The sequence below is a fragment of the Nostoc sp. genome (assembly GCF_041747015.1).
In the GTDB taxonomy this organism is placed as follows: Bacteria; Cyanobacteriota; Cyanobacteriia; order Cyanobacteriales; family Nostocaceae; genus Nostoc.
Window position 1 is genome coordinate 1 of record NZ_JBGTFY010000365.1, and the last position, 5194, is coordinate 5194.

At 45.1% G+C, this 5194-nt stretch carries 4 protein-coding genes and 1 pseudogene; 2 read left to right on the top strand and 3 right to left on the bottom strand.

The window, feature by feature from the left end:
• Positions 1 to 461, top strand: a pseudogene (locus ACEW80_RS29075) (IS1 family transposase); the annotation flags it as partial.
• A 400-nt stretch (positions 462 to 861) separates the two neighbouring features.
• Positions 862 to 3273, top strand: a complete 2412-nt coding sequence (locus ACEW80_RS29080; RefSeq protein WP_373529935.1) for a hypothetical protein — start codon at positions 862 to 864, stop codon at positions 3271 to 3273.
• A gap of 103 nt (positions 3274 to 3376) precedes the next feature.
• Here ACEW80_RS29080 and ACEW80_RS29085 read toward each other — a convergent pair.
• The 3 genes from ACEW80_RS29085 to ACEW80_RS29095 form a co-directional block, all read right to left on the bottom strand.
• A protein-coding gene (locus ACEW80_RS29085; RefSeq protein WP_373529937.1) for an IS5 family transposase occupies positions 3377 to 4217 on the bottom strand; the annotation gives its coding sequence in 2 pieces (ribosomal slippage) (positions 3377 to 3658 and positions 3660 to 4217; 840 coding nt in all).
• A gap of 101 nt (positions 4218 to 4318) precedes the next feature.
• Positions 4319 to 4708, bottom strand: a complete 390-nt coding sequence (locus tag ACEW80_RS29090; RefSeq protein ID WP_373529938.1) for an IS1595 family transposase — start codon at positions 4706 to 4708, stop codon at positions 4319 to 4321.
• Between the two features lie 45 nt (positions 4709 to 4753).
• The coding region (locus tag ACEW80_RS29095; RefSeq protein ID WP_373529936.1) for an ATP-binding protein at positions 4754 to 5194 on the bottom strand (441 nt) is incomplete at its 5' end.

Here is a 5194-nt window from a genome sequence, read left to right on the forward strand (position 1 = left end):
GCCGTTATGCCAAGGAACTCTGGCAATTAGCAGCCGTCAGGCTCACGAACCTGGAAGTTTCGACTGACTATGGGCATCTCAAAGTGTGGCGACAGGGGTTAGAGGTTGCTATTAAGATCAAAGGTTCACAGGGACGACCACGAGTGGAGTGGGTCAAGCCAGAGCATCCATTTACAGCCATCAGTCTTGCTAGTGATGTTCACGCTAACCACAACGAGGCGCTCAATAGTTGCATTCGACGGCGCTGTAGTGCTTATCGCCGTAGACAAAATCATTATGCCAAGACAGTTTCAGGACTCCATCGGGCGATTACTGTGCAACGGTTAATTCACAACTGGATCAGACCTCACGATAGTTTCGATAAGGGTACGACTCCAGCGATGGTAATGGGGTTTTTCAACCGTCCAGTAACGATGCTGGAATTCCTGACTTCACGAGGGCTTTCATTTGTCACGAACTAGAAGACCAGTGCCGTGTGCGCTGGTATTTGTCCTACCCTTTGGGCTATCGTTAGACCACAGATAGTCAGTTTACAAAAGTGTGAAACTCTCTTTTAACCACCAGGAATCTACTGAAGTTATTTAACCGTAATCGGAAAGAGAGTTAATTTTTCAGTAAAATTTCGGTTGGGCTACTAGCAGAAATAGTGATAAGCTGCTTTTGGAGTTTTGTAGTTTAGCAACCTTCTTTTGTGCCAAAACAAATTTATGGCGAGAAACAATGACAATAACTTAATTATTGCTCAATTAGGACTAATAAATTTTGAACAAACTTTTGCCAAAATCGAATCAAAGCCTTAGCATAATGACGGCACTCGTCTTTTCATGGGCTTATAATCTTGGAAACACAGCCATAGGGGCTGTGACTTCGCAAACGACTGCAACTTCCACTACATCACAGTTAACGGCAAACTTAGCGCCACCTACTCCAGTAGCTACCTCAAAAGCTAGGCTAACTCCTCTTCCAAACTATAGGTTAAAACTAACTACAACTCCATTTGTATTGACCAAAGCTTCAACACAATTTGTTTTCACTCTTGACAAGTCTTACACTACAAGTGCAGGTGCCTATAAAACTGATGGTACGTTAGTAAAGACTCTCTGGCGCAAGGTTAACTATGCGGCTGGCACACATACTGCTATCTGGGATGGCACTGACGATAATGGTATTGCTGTGTCTCCAGGAAAATACCAAATACGGCTTCTGTACCATAACGTTAAATACTTGTGGGAAGGAGTCATCGGTAATACTTCCTCCTCGTTTACTGGACTTGGAGTTCATAGAGCATTGCTTTCGATGTCAGGATTAGCCATTGACGGAAACAAGGCTTTCTATACTGTTGGATATAACGAAGGTCAAGCAGGTGTGTACCGCTTTAGTACAAGTAATCCTCAACAAGTACAAACTCACCTTTTTCATAAAGACTACAAAAGCGCATTTAACTACGTAGCCACTGACGGGAAACTAGCTTATTTTGCCAATGTGGGTACTGGGTGGGATACAACCAGCTTCGTCATTGCTAGCAAGATTAGTAATAATTCACAAGCGACTTTTCCCTATGGAGTAGTGAAAGGTACTAATATTTATGACCAAAATTACTGGAATAATGTAATCGATTGGGAGACTAAGGAGCCACCTACAGGCTTAGCAGTGCAAAAGAATGGGATTATTCTTGCTGTTGCTCATAGCGGCGCTAACGAAATCCGTCTCTTTGATAAATATAATGGCAACTTGCTACGTACTATCAATGTAACTAATCCGCAAGGAATCGCCACAGCACCAAACGGAGACCTATGGGTGATATGCAAAACAAACGGTATAAGAGTGGTAAGGCGCTACACCAATCTTGAAACCAACCCAACTGCAGTTACTACACTTATGAGCTTAAGTCTTCCAGTAGCGGTGGCTGTTCATCCTCAAGACAACAACATAGTTATGGTGGCTGACGGCGGCAGTAGTCAGCAGGTTAAAGCGTTTAACAGCACAGGTTCTTCCTTGTGGACATACGGTGAACAAGGAGGTTATGCCAATGGGTCAACTGTCAAAAACAACAAGTTCTGGTTCCAGCCCTTGAATGGAATTAGCACATTCTTGGCAATTCAATCTGACGGCTCTTTTTGGGTTAATGACAGGGGTAATTATCGTACAATGCATTTCTCGGCAAGCCGTCAGTACCTCGAACATATTATGTTCTTGAAGTATAGCCGTGTCGCAACAGTAGATTTAAATAACCCTACTCGGCTGTTTAATGAATGCCTAGAGTTTCATGTAGATTATTCAAAACCTCTTGCACCAAACAACGGCTCATGGAGCTTAGTTAGAAACTGGTGCTATGGAACTCCTTATGCCAACCATGATAATACAGGATTGTCTACCGTAGTCACCCTTAATAATGGTCGTACATACGGGTTAATTACAGATACTCATAACGGGGATTACAAGAACTTGGTCGAACTTGTAACTTCAAGAACGCGAAGCGGACTGCGCCAGACCGGAATTACTCTAAAAGATGCTTACGGGGATGGACAATCACTGGAGGCTGACGGAGCCATTCAATTTTTAAGAAGTGCCAATGGAGTGCAGACCTTCTATAAAAAAACTTTAGCTGGCTTTGATACTGTAGGGAATCCGCAGTGGAATCCTCCTATTTTGTTGGCTAAGGTGCCTACGGAATTCAAGGACCCTTACTATCACCTTAGTCCTTTTCCAGCGCGTACTAGGGTGACCTCCTCTGGTGTAGTTGTTTCCTTCGATCCTTCAACTAAAGGTAATACTGGTTGGCATCTAGGCGGGGTGAAGTTAGGTAGCAACAAGTGGTTATGGCGGGCAAGCCCTACTGGTTGGACGGATGGGCACGGTACGTACCAAACTCAAGAAGTTGACGGGAGCATACAGTACGCTGGTAATTTCAGCATGGTGAATGGGCGAAATATTTTTTACGGTTTCCATGGGGAGTTTTGGAAACATCGCCCAACTGGTAACGTTGGGCAAGCCAATCAATGGATGCACTTCTTCGACGACGGTCTCTTTGTAGGACAGTTTGGGAGGAGTTGGTACGCTGGTAATCCTTATTTTGAAGGTAAAGGTGCCGTTGCTGGATCTGCTGGAAATGCATTCAGCCCAACAGTTATAAAAGTTAACGGGAAAATGTACCTTTACCACAACGATGAAAGTTCTCATAGCGGAGTACATCGCTGGCTCATTGAAGGGACAGCGAGGATCAAGGAATTAAGCGGTACAGGGTTTCTGGGAGAGACAATTCAACTTTTTTAGAAATCGCTCAATATGGATTCCAGGGATTTACGTGAGAAGACACTCAAGGAGGGCTGAAAGCAGAGCCTTACCACGCTTCCGAGCACATTATACCTCTTGCAAATTAGCTCCGACAAGTAGCCTGAGAGCGTTCGTAGTTGTACAACGCAGCAATAAGATTACAGCGCAATCCGAAGCGACGGCGGCGATTGCGATAGCGCTCTGCCAGAATGCGGAAGATTTTCAAGCAGCGCTTGACCTGCTCAATCACGACTCGGCGACGGGCTAACGCTCGATTGTCCGCCTTTTGCGTTGCACTCAGTTGTCCGCCTCTCGGCTTCTTGTGAGGCAGACGACTGTTCGGGTGCAACTTTTGGATGCCTTGATACCCAATGCCATTGCAAACTTTCGGTCTCAGAAGCAAAGCGCACTCCAGAGGCTTGATAGAGCTTAAAGTCATGTCGCCGACCTTTGCCAAAAAACGTGCAAATAATTTGCCCACTGTCCGGCTCCAGCACAATTTGACACTTGAGGGTGTGTCGTTTTTTCTTGCCTGAATAGAACTGACGTTGACGACGTTTGGGACGCTCAATCGGGGTTTCGGTGACATCCATCACTACAACCTGTGGATAGGCAAACCCTCGCACCAACTGTTTTTTGCCCGTTAGTCGAAACTGCCCACACCGTATCAACTGGTCTTCGACCCAACGAACAATACGGCAGACCGTTGACTCACTCACCCCCCAACTACTGCCGATATGGAAGTAAGTACGATATTCTCGCCAATATTCCAAGCAAACCAGCACTCGATCTGCAAGCGCTAACTTAGGTTTGACTCCAGGCTTTGAGGTGGCTCTCCACATAGGTTTGAGGGCTTTAACTAGGTGCTTGAAGGTGGCTCGATGCACTCCGAAGCGGCGCTTGAAGTTTTCAAGGGAAAGTTTTTGAGCTATTTTGTAGTTCATCATCAGGACGATTGTTCATTTGCTGTCCTGATTTTTCTTTTGCCTGGGAGCCGTAGGCAAGTACTAAAGCCTATCAACAGCTCTCTTTAGTTCCTTTTTACCTAATTTGCAAGAGATCTATTATGCACGAACTCAAAAAAGCCAAGATACAGCGGCAGTTTTGCTTGAGAAATTCCTCGATGTGGCCGTAGCCAGGAACGAAGTAGGGACCAAAAGCCTTCCATCGTGTTGACATGCACTTCGTAAAACCCGTTGCCATCCTCATCTCGGGCATACTCGCTTTGGGCATGACACACACTTTTGTGCTGATATTCCCAGGTAATGAGCCGAGCATAGATTTTATATTCATCGGTGAATATCAAGCTGCCAGGAGTAATTGTTGAGTTGACTTCATGTGCAATTGTTGCTTGCTTGACATTAGCCAGCATTTGGAGAATAACTTCCCCTCCACGTTGAATCATCCCGAAAATGGGCGGCTTTTCTTTGACCAGAGTGCCTCGTGTTAAATGTCAACTACCCTGACCGAATCGCGTCAATTATTTTGGCTGCTTGAAACCACGGGAAGATGAATGTTGCAAAGCAGCTTGCTTGCGAAAAGATTCTCCTTGGATTTCCAGAATAACAGCATGATGCACAAGGCGATCGACAGCAGCGACCGTCATAGTAGAGTCAGCAAAAATCTCATCCCAAGTGCTGAAGGGATGATTAGAAGTAATCAGCAGACTTTTACGTTCGTAACGATGAGAAATTAACTCAAACAGCACCGAAGTTTCAGATTCGGATTTTTTGACATAGCCAATATCATCAACAACGAGCAAATCGTATCTGTCCAGCCGCAGAAGGAGAGCTTGGAGTTGAAATTGGGCTTTGGCTTGCTGTAGTAGTTGCACCAGTGCAGTGGCAGTAGTAAATTTTACTTTCGCACCCAGTTCAATCAAGCTGCGTGCAATCGCCGCAGCTAAATGTGTTTTACCTAC